The organism is Blautia faecis (assembly GCF_027662325.1).
Taxonomy (GTDB): domain Bacteria; phylum Bacillota; class Clostridia; order Lachnospirales; family Lachnospiraceae; genus Blautia_A; species Blautia_A faecis.
Window position 1 is genome coordinate 78,759 of the sequence record NZ_JAQDKY010000006.1, and the last position, 25,348, is coordinate 104,106.

At 43.4% G+C, this 25,348-nt stretch carries 24 protein-coding genes, 1 pseudogene and 1 riboswitch; of the genes and pseudogenes, 12 read left to right on the forward strand and 13 right to left on the reverse strand.

Translation table 11 applies throughout. From position 1 onward, the window contains the following. The first annotated feature begins 1 nt into the window (after position 1). The 4 genes from PGQ38_RS04940 to PGQ38_RS04955 all read left to right on the forward strand — a co-directional run bounded on the left by PGQ38_RS04940 (position 2) and on the right by PGQ38_RS04955 (position 5,626). Positions 2–1,654, forward strand: a complete 1,653-nt coding sequence (locus PGQ38_RS04940; RefSeq protein WP_270430937.1) for a CapA family protein — start codon at positions 2–4, stop codon at positions 1,652–1,654. Between the two features lie 579 nt (positions 1,655–2,233). Beyond that, on the forward strand, positions 2,234–3,607 hold the full coding sequence (locus PGQ38_RS04945) for an SPFH domain-containing protein (protein WP_270430938.1): 1,374 nt from the start codon (positions 2,234–2,236) through the stop codon (positions 3,605–3,607). A gap of 26 nt (positions 3,608–3,633) precedes the next feature. After that, a complete protein-coding gene (locus PGQ38_RS04950) occupies positions 3,634–4,722 on the forward strand; it encodes a TFIIB-type zinc ribbon-containing protein (protein WP_118579330.1) in 1,089 nt (362 codons plus the stop codon). 13 nt (positions 4,723–4,735) lie between these two features. Then, positions 4,736–5,626 (forward strand): TPM domain-containing protein, encoded by an 891-nt coding sequence (locus PGQ38_RS04955; protein WP_270430940.1) that lies wholly within the window; start codon positions 4,736–4,738, stop codon positions 5,624–5,626. Between the two features lie 278 nt (positions 5,627–5,904). On the opposite strand, the gene PGQ38_RS04960 is transcribed toward PGQ38_RS04955, so the two are convergent. Next, entirely contained in the window at positions 5,905–7,260 is a 1,356-nt protein-coding gene (locus PGQ38_RS04960) for a uracil-xanthine permease family protein (protein ID WP_270430942.1), read from the reverse strand. A 635-nt stretch (positions 7,261–7,895) separates the two neighbouring features. Between PGQ38_RS04960 and upp the strand changes: the two genes are divergently transcribed. Continuing rightward, positions 7,896–8,525, forward strand: a complete 630-nt coding sequence (gene upp / locus PGQ38_RS04965; protein WP_118579383.1) for a uracil phosphoribosyltransferase — start codon at positions 7,896–7,898, stop codon at positions 8,523–8,525. An 80-nt stretch (positions 8,526–8,605) separates the two neighbouring features. On the opposite strand, the gene PGQ38_RS04970 is transcribed toward upp, so the two are convergent. The 4 genes from PGQ38_RS04970 to PGQ38_RS04985 are packed head-to-tail and all read right to left on the reverse strand — an operon-like array spanning position 8,606 to position 12,516. Continuing rightward, on the reverse strand, positions 8,606–10,243 hold the full coding sequence (locus tag PGQ38_RS04970) for a SpoIIE family protein phosphatase (RefSeq protein ID WP_270430944.1): 1,638 nt from the start codon (positions 10,241–10,243) through the stop codon (positions 8,606–8,608). Beyond that, positions 10,240–10,857: a GNAT family N-acetyltransferase gene (locus PGQ38_RS04975; RefSeq protein ID WP_270430946.1), complete on the reverse strand. Its 618-nt coding sequence runs from the start codon at positions 10,855–10,857 to the stop codon at positions 10,240–10,242. Before PGQ38_RS04975 ends, PGQ38_RS04970 begins: the two co-directional genes overlap by 4 nt. Further along, positions 10,854–11,714 (reverse strand): class I SAM-dependent methyltransferase, encoded by an 861-nt coding sequence (locus tag PGQ38_RS04980; RefSeq protein ID WP_270430947.1) that lies wholly within the window; start codon positions 11,712–11,714, stop codon positions 10,854–10,856. Before PGQ38_RS04980 ends, PGQ38_RS04975 begins: the two co-directional genes overlap by 4 nt. 25 nt (positions 11,715–11,739) lie before the next feature. Beyond that, positions 11,740–12,516, reverse strand: coding sequence for a TatD family hydrolase (locus PGQ38_RS04985; RefSeq protein ID WP_270430948.1), 777 nt, complete (start codon positions 12,514–12,516; stop codon positions 11,740–11,742). 267 nt (positions 12,517–12,783) lie between these two features. Here PGQ38_RS04985 and PGQ38_RS04990 point away from each other — a divergent pair, with 267 nt between their 5' ends. Continuing rightward, the gene (locus tag PGQ38_RS04990; RefSeq protein WP_195992830.1) at positions 12,784–13,101 is read left to right on the forward strand and encodes a sulfite exporter TauE/SafE family protein; all 318 of its coding nucleotides are present in this window, start codon (positions 12,784–12,786) and stop codon (positions 13,099–13,101) included. Then, positions 13,064–13,477 carry an NAD(P)-dependent oxidoreductase gene (locus PGQ38_RS04995; RefSeq protein WP_226854235.1) on the forward strand — a complete coding sequence of 138 codons (414 nt, stop codon included), beginning with the start codon at positions 13,064–13,066 and terminating at the stop codon, positions 13,475–13,477. Before PGQ38_RS04990 ends, PGQ38_RS04995 begins: the two co-directional genes overlap by 38 nt. 96 nt (positions 13,478–13,573) lie before the next feature. Here PGQ38_RS04995 and PGQ38_RS05000 read toward each other — a convergent pair whose 3' ends face one another. The 3 genes from PGQ38_RS05000 to metG form a co-directional block, all read right to left on the reverse strand. After that, positions 13,574–14,065 (reverse strand): MogA/MoaB family molybdenum cofactor biosynthesis protein, encoded by a 492-nt coding sequence (locus PGQ38_RS05000; RefSeq protein ID WP_195698955.1) that lies wholly within the window; start codon positions 14,063–14,065, stop codon positions 13,574–13,576. Continuing rightward, the gene (moaC, locus tag PGQ38_RS05005) at positions 14,062–14,568 is read right to left on the reverse strand and encodes a cyclic pyranopterin monophosphate synthase MoaC (RefSeq protein ID WP_270430949.1); all 507 of its coding nucleotides are present in this window, start codon (positions 14,566–14,568) and stop codon (positions 14,062–14,064) included. Before moaC ends, PGQ38_RS05000 begins: the two co-directional genes overlap by 4 nt. A 77-nt stretch (positions 14,569–14,645) precedes the next feature. Then, positions 14,646–16,604 carry a methionine--tRNA ligase gene (gene metG / locus PGQ38_RS05010; protein WP_226854234.1) on the reverse strand — a complete coding sequence of 653 codons (1,959 nt, stop codon included), beginning with the start codon at positions 16,602–16,604 and terminating at the stop codon, positions 14,646–14,648. A gap of 562 nt (positions 16,605–17,166) precedes the next feature. On the opposite strand from metG, the gene PGQ38_RS05015 reads away from it, so the two are divergent. The 3 genes from PGQ38_RS05015 (at position 17,167) to PGQ38_RS05025 (ending at position 18,973) form a co-directional block, all read left to right on the forward strand. Next, positions 17,167–17,565, forward strand: a complete 399-nt coding sequence (locus PGQ38_RS05015; RefSeq protein ID WP_118577930.1) for a Fur family transcriptional regulator — start codon at positions 17,167–17,169, stop codon at positions 17,563–17,565. Positions 17,566–17,794: 229 nt separating this feature from the next. Then, positions 17,795–18,340 carry an NADH peroxidase gene (locus PGQ38_RS05020; protein ID WP_148463755.1) on the forward strand — a complete coding sequence of 182 codons (546 nt, stop codon included), beginning with the start codon at positions 17,795–17,797 and terminating at the stop codon, positions 18,338–18,340. A gap of 207 nt (positions 18,341–18,547) precedes the next feature. Next, a complete protein-coding gene (locus tag PGQ38_RS05025; RefSeq protein ID WP_270430963.1) occupies positions 18,548–18,973 on the forward strand; it encodes a tyrosine-type recombinase/integrase in 426 nt (141 codons plus the stop codon). A 49-nt stretch (positions 18,974–19,022) separates the two neighbouring features. On the opposite strand, the gene PGQ38_RS05030 is transcribed toward PGQ38_RS05025, so the two are convergent. The 4 genes and pseudogenes from PGQ38_RS05030 to PGQ38_RS19735 all read right to left on the reverse strand — a co-directional run. Continuing rightward, a complete protein-coding gene (locus PGQ38_RS05030; protein WP_270430950.1) occupies positions 19,023–20,438 on the reverse strand; it encodes an Ig-like domain-containing protein in 1,416 nt (471 codons plus the stop codon). Between the two features lie 80 nt (positions 20,439–20,518). Next, on the reverse strand, positions 20,519–21,739 hold the full coding sequence (locus PGQ38_RS05035) for a hypothetical protein (RefSeq protein WP_173718528.1): 1,221 nt from the start codon (positions 21,737–21,739) through the stop codon (positions 20,519–20,521). Between the two features lie 317 nt (positions 21,740–22,056). Beyond that, positions 22,057–23,316: a zinc ribbon domain-containing protein gene (locus tag PGQ38_RS05040; RefSeq protein WP_270430952.1), complete on the reverse strand. Its 1,260-nt coding sequence runs from the start codon at positions 23,314–23,316 to the stop codon at positions 22,057–22,059. 29 nt (positions 23,317–23,345) lie between these two features. Then, positions 23,346–23,456 (reverse strand): annotated as a pseudogene (locus PGQ38_RS19735) (DUF6783 domain-containing protein); the annotation flags it as partial. Between PGQ38_RS19735 and PGQ38_RS19740 the strand changes: the two are divergent. After that, positions 23,406–23,534 carry a DUF6783 domain-containing protein gene (locus tag PGQ38_RS19740; RefSeq protein ID WP_319017833.1) on the forward strand — a complete coding sequence of 43 codons (129 nt, stop codon included), beginning with the start codon at positions 23,406–23,408 and terminating at the stop codon, positions 23,532–23,534. The pseudogene PGQ38_RS19735 and the gene PGQ38_RS19740 sit on opposite strands and share 51 nt — an antisense overlap. Before the next feature lie 61 nt (positions 23,535–23,595). On the opposite strand, the gene PGQ38_RS05045 is transcribed toward PGQ38_RS19740, so the two are convergent. Continuing rightward, positions 23,596–24,300 (reverse strand): serine/threonine-protein kinase, encoded by a 705-nt coding sequence (locus PGQ38_RS05045; RefSeq protein WP_148463804.1) that lies wholly within the window; start codon positions 24,298–24,300, stop codon positions 23,596–23,598. 231 nt (positions 24,301–24,531) lie between these two features. Here PGQ38_RS05045 and PGQ38_RS05050 point away from each other — a divergent pair, with 231 nt between their 5' ends. Further along, entirely contained in the window at positions 24,532–24,957 is a 426-nt protein-coding gene (locus PGQ38_RS05050) for a helix-turn-helix domain-containing protein (protein WP_148463803.1), read from the forward strand. Positions 24,958–25,246: 289 nt separating this feature from the next. Next, positions 25,247–25,319, forward strand: a riboswitch (Fluoride riboswitch). Positions 25,320–25,348: the final 29 nt, after the last annotated feature.

Here is a 25,348-nt window from a genome sequence, read left to right on the forward strand (position 1 = left end):
CATGAAAAAACGAGATAATCTCCCATTAAATTATAAAGAACGCCTGAATTCCAGAACCAGCTTTCTGGTATCCATCGCGGTTCTGGTGGTTCTCTGCCTGGTGTTTAACCAGATGGACTACACCATGATCCGCCAGCCAGCCGCCCAGGCGAAAAAAGCAGCTGACTTACAAAAACAGAAGGAAGAAGAGGCAGCTGCCACCACCCAGGAAGTCACTACAGCCACAGTTCTTGCAGTTGGGGATAACCTGGTTCAGCCAAGTCTTCTTGCATCCGGCCAGTCAGAAACCGGCGCCTGGAATTATGACAGTGTTTATGCTAATCTGAAATCCGATATACAGGCTGCCGACATTGCTATGGTCAATCAGGAAACACCTTTCACCACAGACCACAGTGCAGTCAGCGGTACCGCGCCTTACGCCACTCCTACAGAGGTTGGCGACGCACTTGTAAATGCCGGTTTTAATGTGGTCACATCTGCCACAGCACTGATTGATGACAATGGTTCTTCCATGATCAACGAAACTTTAAATTACTGGGAAACCAGCCATCCGGATGTCACTCTGGTTGGTATTCATAAGAGCCAGACCAGTACAAATACAGCGAAAATTGTAGAGATAAACGGAATCAAAATTGCATTCCTTGACTATACTTTCCCGGCGTATGGAAGCCAGTCCGGAATCTCCGATAGTTCTGACACTTCCGGAGACTCCACAGGATCCGATAGCTCCACAGACAGCACGGACAGCTCTGCTTCTGATAACTCAGCAGGTGGTACCGACGGCTCAACAGACGGTACTGACAGTTCTGCTTCCGATAATTCAGCAGACACCACCGGAAGTTCAGCCAGCTCCGGAAGCGCAGCTACATCATCTTCCAGCAAAGGCTCCATGATTGACACATTCAATACTGCCGATGTTGCAGCCGCCATCAAACAGGCCAAAGCTTCCGCAGACTGTGTGATTTTCTCTGCAAACTGGGGCAAGACCGAAGAACCAATGCCTACCGAATACGAAAAAGAATGGGCCAACTTCCTTATGGAGCAGGGTGTTGACGTTGTGATCGGAACCAATCCGAATGTGCTCCAGCCATATGGCTACCTTACAGATGACTCTGGTCACAACATGCTGATCTACTACTCCCTTGGCAACTTTGTTACCGGTCAGGAAACACTGAAGCAGCTTCTTGGCGGAATGGCAGCCTTTACCATTCAGAAGACTGTAGACGGCGACCAGACCAGCATCCAGATCCAAGATGCCACACTGACACCGCTGGTTATGCATTACAGCTACGATACCCTGGAATATGCACCATATAAGCTGGACGATTATACAGACGCTCTAGCATCTGCACACAGCGTCCGCCAGTCCATCGGAGATGAGTTTTCCCTGGAAAACCTTCAGACAAAATATGATGAAATCATGTCCATGAACGTCACACCATCTACTAAGACGGATCTTCTGGATGTCACATTTGATTCCGACGGAAATATGCTGGATTCCAACGGAAATTACGTGGAGGATAACGATTCCATCACCTCCTCCTGGTACTATCAGACACTTGCCACCCAAAGCAGTTCCAGTTCTGACGGCTCTGGATCAGACAATTCCGGATCAGACAGCTCAGACGCATCTGATGACAATTCAGAAGGTTAAATGTGCCCCATACCAGGTTCAATATTACTAATGACAAAATCTGCAGTACTATAATATATATAGGCTGCAGATTTTTGTTCTTCCGGCATTCCAAACATTTTTTTGTCATCAAATGGCTGGTATACAATTCCTATTTACTGCAAATCAGATAGTATCTATGTCTTATTGTCACGAAAACCAGTCATTTATCACATATAGGTTGTTTTTTCAGACAAAATCAGATAAAATTTATAGTAGAGTAGTAACGATTCCGCACATTCACAGTGATATCCTTCTGGATACACAGAAATCATGTTTTATACGATTTTGCGCCGCATTTCTCGTTTTTTCTGTGAACTTCGTTCACAAAAACACCTCGCGGAATAATGTCTGCTGAATCGTTATGTAGAATAATTAATAAAATCATTTTCGGACAATAACTGTACAAATTAACGAAACCACTATGTCTGCTCACACAGGCACCACCAGATATGAAATCCATGGTTTCTGCGCCAATGCACTCCTGCTATTGGCATCAGGTGGCATTCGTTTACATAATTTTTCCAGTCATTGACCGGTCAAAAAGAAAGGAGTTACAATATGGGACTTATTAAAGCAGCACTTGGCGCCGCAGGCGGTACACTTGCAGATCAGTGGAAAGAATTTTTCTACTGTGATGCCATCGACAATGACGTTCTGGCAGTAAAAGGTCAGAAACGCACATCCAAACGTTCCTCCAATACCAAGGGAAGCGACAACATTATCACCACCGGATCCGGAATCGCAGTCGCAGACGGACAATGTATGATGATCGTAGAGCAAGGCAAGATCGTTGATATCTGCGCGGAACCAGGCGAATACACCTACGATGCTTCTACCGAGCCAAGTATTTTCTCCGGAAATCTGGGCGACGCCATCATGAACACTTTCCACACCATTGGCAAGCGTTTCACATTCGGCGGTGACACTGGCAAAGACCAGCGTGTTTACTATTTCAACACCAAAGAACTGGTAGACAATAAATTCGGAACTCCGAACCCGATTCCATTCCGTGTTGTAGACCAGAACATCGGTCTGGACATTGATGTTTCTGTCCGCTGCAGCGGTGTTTATTCCTACCGCATTGCAGACCCGCTTCTCTTCTATTCCAACGTCTGCGGAAACTTTGAACAGCAGTACGACAGAGAGCAGATTGAGGGACAGCTGAAGACAGAATTTATCTCAGCTCTTCAGCCGGCATTTGCCAGCATTTCCCAGCAGGGAATCCGTCCAAGCGCACTTCCGGCTCATGCAATGGAGCTCTGTGATGCCATGAACCAGGCTCTCACCCAGAAATGGAGTCAGCTTCGTGGTCTCGTGATCGTATCTGTTGCCATGAATCCGATCACTCTTCCTGAGGAAGATGCCCAGATGATCAAAGAAGCTCAGCGTATGGCTATCCTCCGCAATCCTGCCATGGCAGCCGCTACTCTTGCAGGAGCACAGGCAGACGCCATGAAGACAGCAGCAGGCAACGCTGGCGGTGCCATGACCGGTTTCATGGGCATGAATATGGCAGGCATGACTGGCGGTTTTAACGCACAGAATCTTTACGCTATGGGACAGCAGCAGGCAGCTCAGGCACAGCAGATGGCCCAACCACAGCCAAATCCGGCCGTATCCCAGGCTCAGGCAGGCGGTTCTGCTCCGGCAGCTGACCAGTGGAAATGCTCCTGCGGTGCTATGGTTTCCGGTAATTTCTGCCCGGAATGCGGTGCGAAAAAGCCTCAGGCACCTGCAGCAAATGCAAGCTGGACCTGTTCCTGCGGCGCTGTAAATACAGGCAAATTCTGCACCAACTGCGGTTCCCCGAAACCGGCTATGAAGCCTCGGTACCGCTGTGACAAGTGCGGCTGGGAACCGGAAGATCCAACCAATCCGCCGAAATTCTGTCCGAACTGTGGCGATCCATTTAATGAAAACGATACCCAGTAAAAAAGCAGCATAAAAGGAGATGAACTATGTCCGATTTACTTGAATATAAATGCCCCTGCTGCGGCGGAGCAATCGAATTCAACAGTACGCTCCAGAAGATGAAATGTCCTTACTGCGACACTGAATTTGATATGGAAACCGTCAAAGAATTTAACGAAGCAGCAGCTAACCAGCAATCTGATGAATTGAACTGGGAGAGTGCTTCAGACAACTCCTGGAAGGAAGATGAAGCCAGCGGAATGTCCGTTTACATATGCCAGTCCTGCGGCGGAGAAATCGTTGCCGATGAAAGCACAGGTGCTTCCTCCTGCCCATTCTGCGGCAATCCGGTAGTAATGTCCGGCAAATTTTCCGGTACCCTGCGTCCGGATTTTATCATTCCGTTTAAGCTGGACAAAAAGGCAGCCAAAGAAGGTCTGACCAAACATCTTCACGGCAAGATCCTTTTACCCAAAGTATTTAAAAAGGAAAATCACATTGACGAGATCAAAGGTGTTTATGTGCCTTTCTGGCTTTTTGACACCGACGCCTCTGCAGATATCCGCTATCATGCCACCAAGACCCGTTTCTGGAGTGACAGCGACTATGATTATACGGAAACCAGCCATTACTCTGTTTTCCGGGCTGGAAACATCGGGTTCGACCAGATTCCGGTAGACGGTTCTTCCAAAATTGACAATGATTTAACAGAGTCTCTGGAGCCTTATGTAATTTCCGAGGCTGTGGACTTTGCCACTCCTTACCTGGCAGGATACGTTGCGGACAAATATGATGTATCCGCAGAAGAATCTGCTGAGCGCGCTAACCAGCGTGTGAGAAAAGCCGCTGAGGATGCTTTTCGCGATACGGTCATCGGTTATGACAGCGTTACCCCTGAAGATACCCGTATTCAGTTAAAAGGCGGTAAAACCCACTATGCCCTTTTCCCGGTATGGCTTCTTTCCACCACCTGGAAGGGCAACCACTATCTGTTCGGCATGAACGGACAGACTGGTAAATTTGTAGGAAATCTGCCTGTAGATAAAGGTATTTTCACTAAATGGTTCCTTGGACTTACTGCAGGTTTTTCCGTTGCTGCTTACGCCATTGCATGGCTGATTCACACATTTTGTTAAGGAGGAACATGCCATGAAAAAACAATCATTTGGAATTATTCTGGCGGCAGTGCTGGGAGCAGGAAGCCTTTTCAGTGCAGTTATTCCAGGCACGGATGCGCTTTTTACTACTGCTTTGCCAGGTACGGGAGCTGTTACGGTACAGGCCGAAGCTTCCAACAGCTTTGGCGGATCCGGCAGTGAGAAAGATGACTCTTATCAGGACTTTGCAGCCTCCGAATTTTCCCTTGTCCTGGACGAGGCGGATCTTCTCACAGATGAAGAAGAATCCCAGCTTCTGGATAAGCTGGAAGCCATCACCGGGGAATACAATCTGGAAGTGGCAGTTGCCACAGTAGAGTCGAAAGACGGCAATGAGATGAACTACTTTACAGATCATTTCTTCGATGAGAATGGTTACGGAACCGGCGAAAACCACGACGGAATCCTGTTCATGGTCAGCATTGGCGACCGTGAATGGCACATTACCACCCACGGATATGGTATGACTGCGTTTAACGATGACGGACTTGCTTATCTGAAGGAAAATGTAGAGCCTCTGTTAAAGGATGAAAACTTCTACGGCGCTTTCGATACCTACGCAGATCTGTGTCAGGATCTGTTGGAAATGGCTGCTAACGGGGAGCCTTATACAGAACCCTTTTCTTCCATATGGATTCTCATTTCCCTGGGAATCGGTCTTGTGCTTGCGTTTCTGTGCACCATGGGCATGAGAGCCCAGCTGAAAAGCGTACGGACACAGGACAGCGCAGTGGATTATGTGCGCCAGGGAAGTATGGCACTGACAAGATCAAACGATATTTTCCTGTATCACACAGTTACCAAAACAGCGAAACCGAAGGATAGTGACAGTTCCTCCGGCGGCTCAGACAGCGATCACGGAGGTACAGGCGGAAGCTTCTAAAAAGATTCCTTCTTGCAGAATTGCACTGCGGCAGGTCGCCTCGAACGACACCTCCCCTTCCGCCGCAGTGCGATTCTGCCTGGTAATAGGAAATTCCAACAGCATTTCCTATTACAACATAAAAAAGAACTCGATTCATACATGGCAAATAAATGTACTTAGAGCCTCTTTGAAAAAGACTCCCGCATTTATTTACTTTGAATCGAGTTCTTTTTATATATCAGCTAAACAGACATTTCACCTGCCGGCAGCATCACCATATAGGAAAGCCAGCCGGATCAGTCGTCTTCCATCTCCTCTTTCTTCTTTGCAGTCTCAAACACATAGTCATTTCCCGGAAGAACGGCGTTCAGCAGGATTCCTACAATTGCAGCAAGTGCAAGTCCTGTAAGAGTAATATGTGCGCCTGCGATGGTAAATGTAAGTCCATCGGAAATGCCAAGACCACAAACCAGGATAACCGCTGTAATAATCAGGTTACGAGAACGTGTCAGGTCTACTTTGTTCTCAACTACATTACGGACACCAACAGCAGAGATCATTCCATAAAGAATAAAACTGATACCACCGATGATCGCAGACGGAAGGGAACTGATCACCTCAGCCATCTTCGGGATAAAGCTGAGGATAACTGCATAAATAGCAGCCAGACGGATTACCTTCGGGTCGTAAACACGGCTCAGAGCAAGAACACTGGTGTTCTCTCCGTAAGTTGTATTTGCAGGTCCACCGATCAGTGCTGACAGAGAGGTTGCAAGTCCGTCACCCAGAAGTGTACGGTGAAGTCCCGGATCTTCGATGAAATTGCGGTCAACCGTTGCGGAAATAGCAGAAATATCGCCAATGTGCTCCATCATGGAAGCAATTGCGATCGGTGCCATTGCAAGGATTGCAGTAATGTTAAATTTGCAGAGGAAGAATTTCGGAACACCTACGATCGGCGCACTTGCTACTCCTGCAAAGCTGAGGATAGCACTTCCATCTGCGTTTGTCATACCCAGGGCATTCATGATCAGGGCAACCACATAAGAAACAACAATACCCATCAGAATCGGAATAATACGGAACATTCCAACGCCCCAGATATTGAAGAAAATAACAGTTCCAAGTGCGATCAAAGCAAGGATCCAGTTCTGGGATGCGTTGCTGATTGCAGACGGTGCAAGGCTGAGACCAATACAGATAATGATCGGACCAGTTACAACCGGAGGCAGATAACGCATAACGCGCTTTACGCCAATTACCTTAACGATCATTGCAAGTACCAGATACAGAAGTCCTGCTACAAACACACCACCGCATGCATATGGAAGCTTCTCTCCATAAGACATGTTGGCAAAAATTCCGGTGTCAAGCTCTGCAACGGTGGCAAATCCGCCAAGAAATGCAAATGATGAGCCCAGGAATGCAGGTACCTTCAGCTTAGTCAGTACATGGAACAGAAGTGTTCCAAATCCGGCACAGAACAGGGTTACCTGAATGGATAAGCCCTCGCCGTGAAAATAGTTGTTTACCAGGATCGGCACCAGAATGGTGGCACCAAACATGGCGAACATATGCTGGAGTCCCAGAATCAGCATCTGTGGGATTCCCAGCTTTTTGGCATCATAAATGCCCTCAACTCTGAATTTCATAAATATAGTTCCTCCTTTTCCCTTAGAGCCTGTTCACAACCTGACTGGTAACGCACTTCACACTGCACAGAAATCATACATTCGCATGATTTCTTCCAATACGGTCTATACTGTGAACAGCAATCGTTACTGTTCACTGGTAACGTTCCGCGAGGCGTTTTTTGTGAACAAAGTTCACAGAAAACCCGAGAATTGCGGCGCGAAATCATGCGAATGCATGATTTCTGTGCATCGCGAAGCGCGTTACTGTGAACGGAGTGAACAGTAACCAGCAATCTTGTTATAGTATAAAGTATGCGACAAATTTTTACAATTATTGACTTTCTATAGAAAGTGCGATATGATTTTTACAGTATTCCCATAGAGCATTTTCAATACGCTCTGGAACCCGTTTAAAAAAGGTTCTGAAGGGATTGTTAGTTCCTGTTCACTGGTAACGTTCCGCGAGGTGTTTTTTGTGAACAAAGTTCACAGAAAACCCGAGAAGTGCGGCGCGAAATCATGCGAATGCATGATTTCTGTGCATCGCGAAGCGTGTTACTGATCACGGAGTGAACAGTAACGATTGTTATTGCATAGGGCAATGGCAACTTTATCACACTACGGAGGTTTTTATCATGTCAAATTTTTCAGATATGGACAATGTTTTTATTATGGATCACCCGCTGATCCAGCATAAGATTTCCATTCTTCGTAATAAGGAGACCGGAACAAATGAATTCCGCAAACTTATTGAGGAGATTGCAGTTCTTATGGGTTTTGAAGCTCTTCGCGATCTTCCCCTTGAGGATGTTGAAGTTGAGACTCCTATTGAGACTTGCAGAACTCCTATGATTTCTGGTAAGAAGCTTGCTGTTGTTCCTGTACTTCGTGCAGGTCTGGGTATGGTAAATGGTATCACCACTCTGGTTCCATCTGCCAAGATCGGTCATATTGGTCTTTACCGTGACCCGGTTACTCATGAGCCTCATGAGTACTATTGTAAGCTTCCGGATCCTATCGACCAGCGTCTCATCGTTATGGTTGACCCCATGCTTGCAACTGGCGGCTCTGCTATCTCCGCTGTTAACTTCATCAAACAACATGGTGGAAAGAGCATTAAATGTATGTTTGTTATCGCTGCTCCGGAAGGTCTGAAACGACTTCATGAGGTGCACCCGGATGTGCAGATCTATGTAGGACATCTGGACAGAGAACTGAACGACCGCGCTTATATCTGCCCGGGACTTGGCGACGCAGGCGACAGAATTTTTGGTACTAAATAGATTTTTGACCAGAGCATATTTAAAAAAGGCTGAATTCCGGAAATTATCTCATTCCCAGAATTCAGCCTTTTTTTGCCCGATCATGCTTTTTCCATCTTCACCTTATACTCTACGCAAAGCATGGTAATATCATCAAACTGCGGTGCCTCTCCTACAAAAGCATCAATATCTTTTTTCACTTCAGGCAGAATTTCTGATGGTATTCTGTCTTTTACACGGTTCAGAACCTGCTCCAGACGCTCCATTCCATAAAGCTGATTTTCTACATTTGTAGCCTCAGTCACACCATCTGTATACTGGAAGATCATATCTCCCACATCCAGCGTCATACTGCCGGCTTTATAGTTCATATCTTCAAATCCAGCAAGGACAAAGCCTGGACGAATCTTATATGCCTCAAAACTGCCGCCTGCTTTACAGATAAATGGCATTTCATGTCCAGCATTTACGAAACAGAACTCTCCTGTCACCAGATCCAGCACACCTTCAAAAGCAGTGATAAACAAGCCTTCACTGTTTGCCTCACAAAGAAGATTATTTACAGTAGAGAAAACCTCCCCCAAATCTCTTCCTGGTGTAGTGTGATCCTTGATAAGCGTTTTTCCAATGACCATAAAGAGCGCAGCCGGAACACCTTTTCCGGATACATCGGCCATAACAATTGCCAGATGTGTCTCATCTACCATGAAGAAATCGTAAAAATCACCGCCAACTTCTTTTGCAGGTGTCATAGTTGCATAAATATCAAATTCCTTACGATCCGGAAAAGCCGGGAAAATACATGGCAGCATGGATGCCTGAATATTCCTGGCGATATCCAGCTCAGTGCCGATTCGCTCCTTCTCAGCAGTCACTTTGGACAGATTGGCAATATAATTTTCAAGCTCTTCCATCATAAAGTTGAAAGAGTCACTTAGTGCCTCGATCTCATCACCAGTTTTCATGGTAATTCTCTGATTCTCAAACTTTCCGCTCTCTGTAATCTCCTGGGTAAAATCAGCCAGCCTGCTGATCGGTCTGGTGATTGTCTTTCGCACAAAGACAATATACGCAGCCATCGTCACTGCGATAATGCAAAAAGAAATCAGCAGCATATTGATAAGAAAAGAATTCAGATATTTCCTGACCCCTTTCATATCCAGAATATACTGAATTTCTGCCAGAGCCTTTCCATTCTCGTCCAGAATCACCGAAATGCCCGTGTAATTATAGCCATAGCTGTTGTCCGTCACAAGCGGATGATCCACACCTTTATTCTGCTGATACTGGTTCCATATGGTAATATATTTCTCCATGTCAGCAGGATCATCAGGATTTGCAGCGTCAGTATACAAAATGTCACTTCCATAGGCGATCTGATTCGCAGGATCATCTCCCATTTCCTCAACCAGGGCATCTATGTAGAAATGAACACTGTCTTCATCCGGAACAACCAGAGACAGATATGTAACATCGCCGTCCTTTTTCAGCTTGTTAAACAACGTAACCATTTCCGAATATTCTTCTGTCTTGTCCCCACCTTCTGCCAGGATTTTCTTCACATCCGAAACCGACATCATATCTGCAATACTATTGCTGTTCGTCATTACCCTCTGTGCATATAGATTTTCCAGATAGGATCTGGAGCTTCTATAGCTGAAAAGAGAAATGGCAATGGTAAGGATTACACCGATCACGCCAAGTGAAAGTATAAATTTAGGAAGAAGTTTTATTTTCATTTGCAATTCCTTTCCTTAACTTTCTTAAAATAGACCTCTGCATCACACTTGCAGCGTCCTTTGCAATATGGACAATAAAGTTCTTTTTTATTATACCAGATCATCTTTGCAGAAAAAAGATGAACAAACTTACATTCCTGAAGTGCCCTTTCCAGAGGAACTTTACCGCCTGCATTCCAGCAGATGATAAACACTTCCCCTATGCCCTTCTCCGCAAACTGCCTCAACGCATACTTCATAAGCCAAACTGCCAGCCCCTGTCTGCGAAATGCTTCTTTTATTCCTACTGACTGAATCTTGCCAACAGGTGCCAAAGTATCCTGCTGGCATACCCGTTGGATTTTCTGTTCCGTAAGCCTGGTATCCTCTGCAATCTGCTTCTCATTGGTAAGATAGTAATAAATATATCCTGCAAGTTCTCCTTCTGCAGTTCTCAGCAGAAGGAATGCCCGTTCACTGCTTCCAATGGCCTGCTCAAGCTCTTCTTTCTGATACAGATTTTCGCCTACGCACCGGTCCATAAGCTGCAGTGTTTCCTCAATATCCTCTTTTTCCAATGAACACAGACAAAATTCTCTGCCAGAAGCCCCAAACCTCCCTGTCTTTTGTGTCATAAGCTTCCCTTCTCACAGGACAAAATCTGCATGCCCATTGTAATCTCCGATTCCTCACTCAGAATCAGCTGCTGAAGTTCTTCATAATTCTTCTTCAGCCAGTTCTGCCAGTCCTGATATTTTCTGTTATCCGGTTCTTCCGCCAGCAAGATTTCCACATCCTCGGGCAAATAGGAAAAAAAGGTCTGGAAAATATCTTCTTTTTGCCGCTGTTCACCTTTGGCAGCGGAAATCCCCTTGCACCAGACATGGATATGATCGTATCCGCAGTTGGTCAGCCAGCCGGGAACGGCCTGGCCGGTTTCTCTTTTTCCTGCGTATTTGTCCTCTTTTAAGATATCCAGAAATTGTCCAAGAAGATTCTTTTCATCTGGAGCCAGAGTGGATATACGGTCATTGCTTTCTGTGATAAAAATCACTCCGCCTTTTTTCAAAAAATTCTTCAATGTGCGAAGCAGCTTTTCCCCATCATATAAATGCATTAATACAAAAGAAAGACAGATCAGGTCAAATTCTCTGTCTTCCGGTTCTGCGCAGAGCTTCTGAAGGTCCGCTGAAAACGAATCCCGATCCACATCCATCTGATAAAAAGAAAATTTAGTATTTCCGAATTGACTGTTGGCTCTTTCCACAAGCTGCTGATTATACTCCAGGCCAATCACCCTGGAAATCCTGTCATCTGAAAAGCGGTGAAAGGTTCTGGTGCCATCATTGCAGCCAATATCCAGAACAGAAAGTTCTGATTTCCCCTTAAAAAAATGCTCTAACGCAGGTTTCTCTGCCTGTGACAACAGCAAATTCTGTCTTCTCAGTCGTTCCCTCTCTTTTTCTTCCTGAAATACTAACTGACTTTGCACTACTTGTCTCCTTGTCCGTCAAAATTTACGCTCTGAATAATAACCGCTTCGCATTCTCTTCCGTCACTGCAATTACTTCTTCTGCAGTAATTCCCTTAATCTGCGCCAGGGCTTCTGCAACATAGGGCAGATTCAAGGAAGAATTTCTCCTGCCTCGATTGGGCTCCGGTGCCATATAAGGGCAGTCCGTTTCCAGAACGATCTGGGACAGCGGCGCTATGGCAGCTACTTCTTTCAGCTTCTTTGCATTTTTGAAAGTAAGCACGCCGCCAATGCCAAGATAAAGTCCCATTTTCAAATATTCCGCCGCAATCTCCTTACTGTAGGAAAAACAGTGAATGATTCCGCCGGACATATCTTTTTTCATATATTCCTTTACAATCTCCAGAGTGTCCTCGGCTGCATCCCGGCTGTGGATCATAAATGGCAGCTTCTCCTCCCTGGCAATGTCCATCTGGGCCCGGAACATCTCCTGCTGCTGTTTATGCTCCGCCTCTTCCTTATGCCAGTAATAGTCCAGACCAATTTCTCCGATGGCGACCATTTTCTCCAAATGGGAAAGACGCCGGATCTCATCCAGAGTATCCTGTGTCATAATTCCTGCATCGTCGGGATGAACCCCCACTGCGCCATATACAAAAGGATACGCTTTCATCAATTCCAAGGTCCCGCCAAATCCCCCGGCTGACGCGCACACATTTACAATACAGCCCACTCCCCCGTCTTTCATGGAAGAAAGGAGCTGATCTCTGTCTTCGTCAAATGCCTCATCATCATAATGTGCATGTGTATCAAATATCATTTTTCTGCCTCATTTTTCTTTGAAATACAACAATTATAGCATACTAAAATCATACCAGTAAAGTGTTATAAACCGCTTTATGAAAGTTCTATTTCAGTGTTACTGTGAATGGAACGAACATCAAACTATTTTAAATACAATTTCAAAAACAGTAAAAAAATACTTGACAATTCAGAAGATTCGACCGATAATGTGAAAAACAAATCAGCAAAGAAGCCGGTGCAGATATGCGCTGGCTTTTTTTATACTCGTTATTGGGAGGCGCCTATGGAACTACATTTGTCTACATTTGTAATAATAAGCATATCCTTCTTTTTTGCAGGAATCATTGATGCCGTATCCGGAGGCGGAGGTCTCCTCACCCTTCCCACCTTTATGCTCACTGGATTCCCGGTGCATCTGATTGCAGGAACAAACCAGTGTTCCTGTCTTCTCGGCGGCTTCACATCACTTTATAAGTTTATAAAAAGCGGACATGTTTACTGGTTCACTGCATCCATAGCAGGAATAAATGCTGATATCATAGAGCAAAGGACAGTGACGGAAAATGAAAAGCCAGATGAAAATGATCTCATATACTGTTGAACCGGAAGAACTTCCTGTTTTTGAGAAGTATTACCAGAATTACAATATAGACCTTAAGCTTCTCAGCGAAAAACCTACACTAATAAATACTGCCCGGAGTTCCGTCATTGATTCAACAGCACTTATTCAAGCACTTGAAAGCGGCCATATTGCAGGAGCAGGTCTTGATGTAATTGATGGAGACCGGAATATTTATTACCGAGATCACAAAAATCAGATGATTATACATCACGAAATGGCAATCTTAAACTCTATGCCTAATGTACTTATGCTGCCTCACGCCGCATATTTTACCGATCAGGCACTAGAAGATATGGTGCACAATTCACTGATTGTAACAAGCCAGTATTTTAAAACTATGAAAGAGCAGCCATAAGCAGTCTTCGTCAGCCCACAAACTAAGAATCCCCTCCACAAAAGCAACTGCTGCATAGTGGAGGGGATTCTCATTTACTATAAAATTTATGAATATTTACTGCCTTGCACAATTTCCAGCTTCCCCGGTCATAATCTCAATGCCATGACCAAGAGCTCCAATAATGTATTCCAGACTCTCCTTTACTGCTTTCGGACTGCCTGGAAGATTAATGATCAGAGTCTTTTTCCGGATTCCGGCTGTGGCGCGGCTGAGCATGGCGCGTTTTGTGATCGTCATGCTGTAGGCGCGGATGGCTTCCGAGATTCCTGGAACCTTACGTTCTGTGATATCTTCGGTGGCCTCCGGCATAACATCCCGCGGGGAAAAACCTGTTCCACCAGTAGTCAAAATCAGTTCTGCCTGATTCTCATCTGCGATTTCCGCCATTCGTCTGGAAAGCATGGCACGGTCATCCGGAAGAATATCCATAGATACTACCTGATAGCCTTCTCTTTCTGCGATTTCCTTAATTGCCGGACCGCTTAAATCTTCCCGCTTGCCCTGAAATCCCATATCACTGGATGTGATAATTGCTACTCGTTTCATTTTTCTCCCCCCTTCGTTTTTATTTCTTTGAATAAAAAATCTCCACTCTTACCGCCAGTTTTCTCTACCAGGTGAATATCCGTCATCACCATATGCTTGTCGATTGCCTTGCACATATCATAAATTGTAAGAAGAGTCACCTGCACACCTGTAAGGGCTTCCATTTCCACACCGGTTTTACCGTCTGTCTTCACAGTGCAAAAAGTGCGGATAATTCCATTTTCTTTTTCAATTTCGAAATCAATGGTACATTTGGTAACCGGCAAAGGATGGCACATAGGTACCAGATCCGAGGTGTGCTTCACAGACATGATCCCGGCAACTCTGGCAACGCCAAGAACGTCTCCCTTTGCCACAGTGCCTGCAGTAAGATGCTCCATGATTTCTGCTCCAACCTGAATAGAACCTGTTGCAATTGCAGTTCTGTGGGTAATCGGTTTATCCGAGACATCCACCATAACAGCATTACCATTTTTATCAAAATGGTTTAGTTTATTACACATAATTCGTCCCTTTTTATAACAATATTAACCTATTGTATTATATTCCGGCTATATCAGATGGACGCTTCCGGTCAAAATCAGCAGATTTCAGATCCTGTCGGCATATTTTTTTCAGGGCTGACTACGCATACATTTCCCTCAGCATCCTCTGCGCAGAGAATCATTCCCTCACTAAGAATTCCTGCAAGTTTCGCTGGTTTTAAGTTGGTTACTACCATAACCTTTTTGCCAACCATTTCCTCTGGTGTATAGTAAGCCTTGATTCCAGATACGATCTGGCGAACCTGGCTTCCAATCTTAACCTGGGAGCAAAGAAGCTTCTTGGATTTCTTCACCGCCTCACAGGCAATAACCTCACCAACCTGGAACTGAAGCTTTGCGAAATCATCAAATGTGATCTCCGGCTTCGCCTCAATATCTACAACCTTCTCCTCTGGCTTTTCTTCCTTCGGCTCTTCTTTCGGTGGATGAAGCTCGTTTACTTTTTCCATAACTTCTTTGATGTCCATACGGGCAAAAAGGATCTCCGGTTTGTCTGTTACCTTGTTTCCTGACGGATACAGTCCAAATGTCTTCAGATCCTCAAGAGTTCTCTCAGAAGCATTTAACTGACCAAGGATTCTCTTTGTTGTGTCCGGCATAAAGGACTCAAGAAGAGTGGTTCCAATGCAAATGCCCTCAACCAGATTGTAAAGAACGGTTGCAAGACGATCCTGTTTGGACTCATCCTTTGCAAGTGCCCATGGCATTGTCTCATCAATATATTTGTTGCAGCGTTTGAAAATAGTGAACACTTCTGTGATGGCATCTGCTACACGAAGTTTCTCCATCTTTGCATCAACCTTTGCAGGAACAGAAAGAATGAAGCTCTTCAGATCATCGTCAACAGGTTCTGTTACGCCTTTATTCTCTACCACGCCGCCAAAGTATTTGTTTGACATGGAGATGGTACGGTTTACCAGGTTTCCAAGAGTATTTGCCAGCTCGGAATTCATACGCTCTACCATCAGCTCCCAGGTGATCACACCATCGTTGTCAAACGGCATTTCATGAAGTACGAAATAACGGACAGCATCAACGCCGAAGAAATCAACCAGCTCGTCTGCGTAGATAACGTTTCCTTTGGATTTGCTCATTTTTCCATCGCCCTGGAGAAGCCACGGATGACCGAATACCTGCTTCGGAAGAGGCAGATCCAGTGACATCAGGAAGATTGGCCAGTAAATAGTATGGAAACGGATGATATCTTTTCCAATAAGATGAAGGTCGGCAGGCCACATCTTGTTAAACAGTTCAGAATTGTCTCCATCGCAATCATAACCGATTCCGGTAATATAGTTGGTCAGGGCATCCAGCCATACATATACAACATGCTTCGGATCAAAGTCTACCGGAATTCCCCATTTGAAAGAAGTTCTGGATACGCACAGATCCTGAAGTCCCGGAAGAAGGAAGTTGTTCATCATCTCGTTCTTACGGGATTCCGGCTGAATGAATTCCGGATGTGTCTTAATGTGCTCAATCAGACGGTCTGCGTATTTGCTCATTTTGAAGAAATAAGCCTCTTCTTTAGCTGGTACGCATGGGCGTCCGCAGTCCGGACATTTTCCGTCTACAAGCTGGGATTCTGTGAAGAAGGACTCACATGGAGTACAGTACATTCCCTCGTACTCTCCCTTGTAGATGTCCCCTTTTGCATACATTTTCTTGAAAATCTTCTGAACCTGTTTCTCATGGTCTTCATCTGTGGTACGGATGAATTTGTCATAGGATGTGTTCATCAGATCCCAGATGCTCTTGATCTGACCGGATACGTTATCAACGAATTCCTTAGGTGTAACACCTGCTTCTTCTGCTTTCAGCTCAATCTTCTGGCCATGCTCGTCAGTTCCAGTCTGGAAAAATACGTCGTAGCCCTGCTGTCTTTTATAACGCGCAATGGCGTCTGCCAGAACCGCCTCGTAGGTATTGCCAATGTGCGGCTTGCCGGATGTATAGGCAATGGCTGTGGTGATGTAATATTTTGGTTTACTCATTGTATTTCCTCCTTTTCTGTGTAACAAAAAGAGCTGGTTAAACTTCTCCTTCCTGTCACAACATAAAAAAACGTCTTCTCAAATATACTGAGAAGACGAGTTATCCCGTGTTACCACTTCTATTCATTCCCGCCTCACGGTACAGATGGAAAAACCATCTTCGGGAATCTCACCGGGTACCTTCATACCCTTACGCTATAACAGGCGTTCCTGTCGCAGCCTAAATTACTTCAACTGCGCCCCTCCAAAGCCATCTTCCATCTGTTCCATACACACCCCCTCTCAGCCTGGAAAAGCAACTCTTAACTGCTCATCTCCCGGGGGATTCTCTGTAATGCGGTACGCAAATGTACTCTCTTTTTCTATGGGTTTGGCTTATAAATTCATATAAAAGAGCGTATCACATTTTAATGGGTTTGTAAACCCAAATTTATCATTTTACAGCGATGCAATATTTATAATTTTAGTGTAAATTTAACCAAATTACTATTGACAAATTTGCAATTATCTTGTATATTAATATCAGTAACAATTACTATTATTGAGAGAAAGGAGGAATCAGATGGCCACATTGAAATACAGCCGCCAGAGAGAATCTATTAAGGAGTTTCTTACTGGCAGAACCGACCATCCCACCGCTGATTTTGTTTATGAGAATATGAAGCAGATTTATCCAAACATCAGCCTTGGAACTGTATACCGAAACCTCTCTCTTCTCGCTGATCTGGGTGAAATACAGAAGCTTTCCAGCTTTGGCGGAGCAGACCGATTCGATGCCCGCACCGTTCCCCATTGTCACTTTATGTGCACCCGCTGCGGCAGAGTGATGGACGTATTCAGCGAACATATTGATAAAAGCCTTGAGAGTATTGCAGCTGACTTTAAGGATGGTCAGATTTCCGATTATAAAGCAAGATTTTTCGGAATTTGCAAGGAATGCCTGAAGGAAGAGTCTCACTAATCAGTTGAATAAATTTTTCATTTTCTGATCATAGCTATTCTGTAGGGAATTACAGCCGCTCGACAAGCAATGGCCACAGCACCAAACTTTAAGTGAACATTCGATCCTGTTAGAAAAAAGTTTCAATAACTCTTGACAAGCAAGAAACAATATGTTACCATAAAACAGTAATGATTACTATTATTAAAAACTAAATAAAAATTTTATATAAGAAAAGGAGAATTTAATTATGGCTAAATGGGTATGTAGTGTATGTGGTTATGTTCATGAAGGTGACACAGCTCCGGAAGTATGTCCAATCTGCAAGGCTCCGGCTGAGAAATTTACGAAACAGGATGATGAAATGGCATGGGCAGCTGAGCATGTTGTGGGCGTTGCTAAAGGTGTCAGCGAAGACATCCTTGCTGATTTAAGAGCAAACTTCGAGGGCGAGTGCTCTGAGGTTGGTATGTATCTTGCTATGGCACGTGTTGCTCACAGAGAAGGATATCCGGAAGTTGGTATGTATTATGAGAAAGCTGCTTATGAAGAAGCAGAGCACGCAGCTAAATTCGCTGAGTTATTAGGTGAAGTTGTTACAGACAGCACCAAGAAGAACCTTGAGATGCGTGTAGCCGCTGAGAACGGTGCAACAGCTGGTAAGACTGATCTTGCGAAACGTGCTAAAGCAGCTAACCTTGACGCAATCCATGATACAGTTCATGAAATGGCAAGAGACGAGGCAAGACACGGAAAAGCATTCGCTGGTCTGCTTAAAAGATATTTCGGAGAATAAGAAAGCCGCATAAAATAAGGATTATCAAAAGAGGGAATAGAGAAATCTGTTCCCTCTTTTTTTGCTGCTTTTGCAGATTTTTTATATTTCCTGTGTCCTTTGCGTGTCCTGCTGCCTTTTTGAAAATCCTAAATGCAAGAAAATCTGTCCTTTAAAAATGTGTCCCGCATTTTAGTTGTTGTCTTATAAGGAAATCTTGGGCTTAGAATATCTGATATTCTGAGCCTGCGGCTCTCCGATATTGTAAAGGATGGCGACAGATACAGATTAGAGATAACAGAACAGAAAACAAAAAAGAAACGAGTTTTTACAGTTCCCCTTGTTATTCAGCAGTATATTGAAAATTATTGTTTGAGAAATGGACTCGAAAAAACTGAAAGGATTTTTGATTTGACTGAAAGGACAATCAATAAACAGCTTGCTCTTGTCTGCGATTACCTTGGATTTGAGGGAATCAGAACATACTCTTTCAGAAAGTGGTATACAACAGAAATTTACAAAAATAATGGCTACGATATTACTTTAGTCCAACAACTACTGCAACATAGTTCTGCTGCCATTACACAGCGTTATATTGGAATAGAGCCACAGCAGATTGAAGAAGCCATTGAGGGACACACACAGTTATTATAAAAGGGAGCCGAAAAGCTCCCTCCATAGTTTGCAATCTTGAATTTTTTTACTAACCTACCATCCTTTTGGAAACTCCGTAAAAAGAATCTTTCTGATTGTCATCTAACTTGATATATCCTCTCTGTCCATTGTATTTGAAAATCATATAGTTATTATTGTCTTTTGAACAAAATCCCTCTAAAGTAGCAACAGCACCTTTTTTTAGAGTAAAGTTATTTTTCCCACTTGGAGAACTATAAAAAACAAGATTTTTCATTGCTACAAATTTGTTATCATAAAAATAATTTTGGTAACCATCCTGATAATACTCTGAGGTTAATTTACTCTTGTCTTTGTAATATAAAGAAGTTGCAGCGGCTGTATCAGACGCTCTTTTAAATACACCATTTGAATATACATAAGTATATTCCACGTTAACTGCGCCTGTAAGATATGGTTGAATTAAGTATTTTATTTTGATCGTATTATTTCCATTAAATGCTATATCATCAAGTATGGTGTAAGCATGTGAAAAACCACCCAATTTTTCATTTAATACTGTTTGAAATTTATTAGTTGCCTTATTATATTGAATAAAGAAATCGTCTTCGGAATATGAATAACCACTTTGAACTCGTATTATCTGAATATTATTTTTTAATGCTATATAGGATATACAAACATTATCACTCGATAATGCAAACTTCTGTGCATTTTTCCCATTTACAGATATTGATAACGTGCCATTAAATTTATTATCAGACCATCCAATTCCTGTGGCTTGGATATCAAGCTGATCTGCATTTCCGTCTCCTGTCAGATCAATTTTGGTATGTAATTCATGATTTCCATAGACAACATTTATCATACCTAAATTCAGCTTTACTCCAATAATAGCTGTATGAATTGGAGTGTTATTAGATGGTGTATTCGTTGTTCCTACCGTAATTTTACAAGTTGCTTTCTTCCCACTTCCATCTTTCACTTTCACTGTAATTGTGGCAGTTCCATTTCCAACAGCTTTCACAACACCTTTTGAAGATACTGTTGCTACTTTTTTATTGCTTGAACTCCAAGTTACTGCTTTATTGTTAGCACTGCTTGGAGAAATCGTTGCTTTTAAAGTAAGAGATTTCCCCTTTTTAAGTGTAGCTGATGTTTTATTCAGCTTTATGCTTTTTACCGGCTGCTTAACAGTTACTTTGCAAGCGAGTTTTTTCTTTCCATATTTTGCAGTAATTACCGCAGTTCCTTTTTTCTTAGCCTTTACAACACCTTTTGAAGATACTGTTGCTACACTCTTTTTGCTGCTTGTCCAAGTAATTTTCCCCTTTGTTCCACTTGCTTTCAAAGTGTAAGTTTTTCCAACATTAAGGGAAATACTCTTTTTGTTCAACTTTGCCGCACTTGCTGAAACTGGCATTGCAATCACACTTAGCAACATGCACACCAATAATATTATTGATGCTTTTTTGAATCTCTTCATACTCATTTTCCTCCTCATCCCATTTTTTATTTATGCGGACCACAGTCCCTCCCCGCATAGCTTCTCTCGCTATTTTGTACTTAATTTTCTGTAAATTCATACAACGGCATATTGTTCTCATCATATAAAACAATCATCATAACCGCATTCACCTCGCCGGTTGCACTTTCAAAGCATAATAAATAATAGCCGTCACGGTCTAATGATTTCACAATATAACGTTTTTCCTGATTTCCAGATGTAATTGTTCGGATCAGTTTTCCATCTTCGATTCGCCAGCTTCCATTAATCTCAGGCCAGTTGGGATTTATTTCTTCTCTTGTGCGATAGCTGTCATCTGTTCCAAAGCTTCCAAGCTGTTTTGTATTACCATCTGCGTCATATTCATAAAGGTCTCCGGCACCAGTGGTTCCGCCAATTGCCCAGTTGACCGTATAATACCGGAATCTGCATGGAAAAATGGAGGATAATTCCTCTTCTGTTAAAGTCTCAAACTCGTCTGCATGAGCTTTGAAGTAATAAAATCCACTTTCATAGTCATTATCCGCATCTGTATGATTCACATATGCAGCAATAAAATCATCTTTGGATTTTATAACCTTCTCCGCCTGTGCAAGCTCTGCTTCCTGTTTTTTCCTGCTGCTTTCCTGCGCTTCTTCTATTTCATGTTTACTTTTTCTTTCCTTCCTGCCTTCCTCATCTAACGGCGCACCATATCCGCCTTCATCAATTAGCTCTGCGATATTGCCTGCTTCCAATGCAAAGCTATATTTAGATGAACCAAGATTCAGTACACAACGTATATCATTTCCTTCATATAAACATTTCACAATATCTTCTCCTGAAGATCCGCTGACATAAACATTGCCATTGGGTTCCTCACCTAGCAAACCATATTCATATACCGTATTTATACTTCCAACTTTTATTTTCAATTCTTTAGAATCAGAAGAAAAATAAGTAGCAGGGGTATCCTTATACTCTAAAAGTTTAAAAGATAAATCATAACAATAATCAAATTCATCAAAATTAATATATGCTGTGACAAGCAGATCACTACCGGTTGTTGCCGTGTTGCTAAAGGTTCCGGAAACAACCGTACTTATAACAGATTGCCCCGTTGCATCCCCGAAGTCATCTACTACCGCAACTTTTCCCCAGGAGTTATTGTTTCCTTCATCCGTACTGGAATCCTCTTCTATTTCTGAAACTACCTCTGCATTCTCTTCCCCATAGGAAAGCGTTGGAGACATAAATACACACCCCAATGCCAACGCCAGCGCTAATGTTCTTTTCTTCATCCTTTGACCCTCATTTTTTGTAATTTTATTTGAGACTGATAAGTTATCATATAATAATAGGAGGAAGGAAAGCAATTACCTGAAAGCATAGTACAAGAAGAAATTATTACTGTTCACGACCTTCACAGCAACACGCTTCGCGATGCACAGAAATCATACTTTGCAGGATTCTGCTACTGCAGCAGGGAGTCTCGGCGGCATCTGCCATTGTGCCGTAATATAAAAAGAGTTACAGACCGCAAAATGATTAATCTGTAACCCTAAAACTCTTATTAAAATATTACTTGAACGCTATATAAAAAAGCCCTCACAGAGCATTACTCCGAAGCAGTCTCAAAATTTGCCTTCGCCGTATCCACCGAATGCTCTGCTTTATTATCAATGTCCACATCATTTTCTGAGAAAGTACTTCCCGCGAAATCAAGGACTTCATTCCCAGGTAGATTCTCAATGCAGACCGCCGTTCCATTTCCGGTAAATGTATTATTCAGATAGTTGGGCGCTGTACCATAAGCCATGCTGCTGTTAAACTTCAGTGCAATTTTATTATTGGTAAAAGTACAGTCCATTGCATTTACCCAGGCTTCATTATTGGCAATTGCAGCCGTATCCCAACCATTAAAACTGCATTTGGAAAGTAAAGTAAGACAATACGCGTTCACCCCAATTCCAGAATTCCCTTTAAACTGGATTCCTGACATTTCCGCGTAATTTCCATTCAATCCGCGCAAGCTGACGGTTCCTGTGAAAGTAGTCACGTCATCTCCGTCTGAGCTGCCATAAATTCCCCACACATGATTTCCAAAAACAATATCACCATCATAAGTTACTGCCGGAAGATGAAGGTAAACCGGAGTTTCCGATGACACCTCTTCCTCAATGGAAGCCAGCAATGCATTCAGTTCCTCTGTGGTCTCCATAGGCGTATCCTCTGAAAAATAGGTAACTGCTGCCTGCTTTTCAATGGTAAGCCGTGTGCTAAGAGAAATCGTATCTCCGTTTTTCATCGTCAGGTTCCACAAGATATCGTTAGTACCGCTGTCTGAGGTATAAATAATATCAGAAACATATGCTGCATTTGGAAAACTCTCGTTATGAACCGGTTCTACATAATCTACCTTCCGGGAATTTTCTCCAGGTTTTGTATCCACCTTACAGGAAACTACCTTTTCTGTAAATTCTTCCCACGCCAGTTCTCCAGTCTCCTGATCCAGAACATACAGCTGACATGGAAGGGCACTCTCCATTCCCTGTGCCAGTGTATCAGTACGTTCACCCTGGGCATGTCCTGTTACTCCATCATCTTCGGAAAAATTCAACAGCAGTTTATAAGATTTTCCTTTGTCTGTATAAACCACCTGCGCCCCTCCCTCATAGGACTTCGGACGGTGATGCAGGGAAAAAGCTGCTCCAACAGCTGCCAGAAGCACTACCACAGCAGCTGCTCCAAAAGCCGCCTTTCTCCATCGTTTCGGTGCTTTTATCTCCTGTTTTTCCTTCTGGACTGCTGTACAGTGAGGACAAAAAGAAGCGTTGTCCGAAAGAGGCTGTCCGCATTTTATACATTTTTTACTCATATTTTTCTCCTATTACGATATATTTATGGTTAACATACCTTACAGCTAGAGCGTGTTTGAAAAAGGCTTTCTGCAAAATGTGCGTCACAATTTGTGGGAGATTTCGCTCGGATGAGGGCGCCGTAGCGGGCTACGGCAACCGAATTCCGGTGAAATCTCCCGCAAAGTGGGGCGTGCAGATTGCGGGAATGATTTTTCAAACACACTCTAGTAAGTAATTATCCATCTTGTATTATAAATTTACAGGCTTTTTTCCAGAGACCATAAGCTTTTTATGCTTTACAAAACCTCCATCAGATGAAGGATATTCTTGTATCTTTTCTCCGGATTTACCATGGTACAACGCTGGACGATCCTGCCCATTCTTCCGCTGGCAAGCTTCCTGGAGGGATGTTCCCCAGTCAGCATAATGTTCAGCAGAACTCCCAGTGCATAAATATCCGCACGCCCATCAGACTGGGAGAGCCCATACTGTTCCGGTGCTGCAAAGCCTGTGGTTCCAAGAATCTGTGTATCTTCTCTGTTTTCATTTTTATAAATTCTGGAAGCATCAAAATCGATAAGAACTGCTTCGGTTCCACGTATGATCACATTATCTGGCTTTACATCTCTATGTACAACTCCCAGGGAATGAAGCACCCACAAAGCCATGCACAGCTGGCGGGTGATCTGCTTTGCCTGTGCCGCTGTCAAAAGTCCGCCCTGTAAAATCTCCCCCAGCGTATCACCTTGCACATATTCTTCCAGAAGAGCTGTTTTTCCCTCCTTTTCCCCCACCTCCATGATCTGGGGCAGATTGGGACAGGATACCGTAAGAAGCTTCCGGTACACTTCACTGCTACCGGAAAAATGTCTGAAAATATAGCGGTTTCCGCTTGCCCTGTGGCGTATCAAGGTTACTTCGCCCCGCTCGCTTTTTTTGATCAATGTGACCCTGTCATATTCGTCACAAACTGCGCCTAAAAGACTGTCATAAATTTCCATTTTTCTCCTTATCACCAACTATCATTCCCCAAATGGACATATCACCTGCACACTATGAAAATCAGATGTTCCTCGCCAATGGCACTCCCACAGCTATGGAATACTGCCAAAGGGCAGCAACCACTATGCTGACTGCATATTGTTTTTCAGAATTTTTTATAGTATAGTTTTATTTGATTGTATTGTTAAAATTATTTTAACTTATTGACAAATTATTGTAAAGGCGCGAATATGAAAAAGAAAAATACAGATGGTTTACAGCAGGAGCTTATGGATTCCCCGGATCTGAGCCAGTTTCTGTCCCAGAACCAGGAGCAATTTGAAAATAAGAGTGTGGCAGAATTATTAAACCGTCTGTTCGAGAAGAAACATATCTCTAAAGCAGCGCTTGCCAAACAGGCCGGTATGAGCGAAATATATCTCCATCAGATTTTCGCAGGCCGCCGTAATCCATCGCGGAATCGTCTGCTGTGCCTGTGTTATGGGCTTGAAGCGACAGTTGACGAAACCCAGGAGCTGCTGAAGCTTTGTGGAATGGCACAGCTTTATCCGAAATTAAAAAGAGATGCCATTATTTATTATGGACTGCTTCATAGGCTTAAGTTGTTTGAAATTAATGATAAACTTTTTGAGGAGAATGAAGAGACGTTGTTTTAATTCTCTTCACCCAACGCCTAATGATACAAAACTTAGATTCTACATGTTACAAAGCACGTTGTTGTGCACAGGTTACTGTTCACTGGTAACATTCCGCGAGGCGTTTTTCGTGAACAAAGTTCACAGAAAACCCGAGAATTGCGGCGCGAAATCATGTGAATGCATGATTTCTCTGCATCGCGGAGCGGTTACTGGTCACAGAGTGAGCAGTAACGTGCACAGCCGAAGTTGTTATTTGATTTATAATTTCTTCTTGCCACCACTTTTATAATGTGCTATTATACCACCAGAAACAAAGGGGAATGAATGTCTCCCCGGGATCATCCCGAACCGCTTATTAAGCTGATGACTTCTGTGATAACAATTGTCGCAGGAAGCATCAGCTTTTCTG